Origin of the sequence: Pseudomonas viridiflava, assembly GCF_900602065.1 — a bacterium.
In the GTDB taxonomy this organism is placed as follows: domain Bacteria; phylum Pseudomonadota; class Gammaproteobacteria; order Pseudomonadales; family Pseudomonadaceae; genus Aquipseudomonas.
Genome location: NZ_UWFN01000005.1, coordinates 1 through 470, shown reverse-complemented (window position 1 = coordinate 470; position 470 = coordinate 1). Strand labels below are relative to the sequence as shown.

Here is a 470-nt window from a genome sequence, read left to right as displayed (position 1 = left end):
ATCATCACCAGCGAAGAGAGCATCTGACCGACCGGCGTCTTGGGCACGATATCGCCGAAGCCTACGGTCGTCAGGGTGACGATAGCCCAGTAGATGCTCTTGGGAACGCTGGTAAAGCCGTGTTCCGGGCCTTCGATCACATACATCAGGGTGCCGAATACTGTGACCAGCGTCGAAACCGTCACCAGAAACACGATGATCTTCTGTTTGCTGCCGCGCAACGCCGCCAGCAGGTAGTTGGCCTGACGCAGGTACGTACCGAGCTTCAAGACCCTGAAGATTCGCAGCATGCGGACGATCCGCACGATCAGCAGGTACTGCGCATCGCTGTAATAGATCGCCAGCACGCCCGGCACGATGGCCAGCAGGTCTACCAGCCCGTAGAAGCTGAACGCGTACTTGAGCGGTCGCGGCGAGCAGTACAGACGCAGAATGTACTCAACGGCAAAAATCGCGGTGAAGCCCCATTC

Annotated in this window: 1 protein-coding gene; it reads right to left on the bottom strand. The window is 58.1% G+C overall.

All coding sequences use genetic code 11. The annotated features are described in order from the left end of the window. Positions 1-470, bottom strand: a 470-nt coding sequence (locus EE949_RS00025; protein WP_164666638.1) for an ion transporter, incomplete at both ends; no start/stop codon positions are given.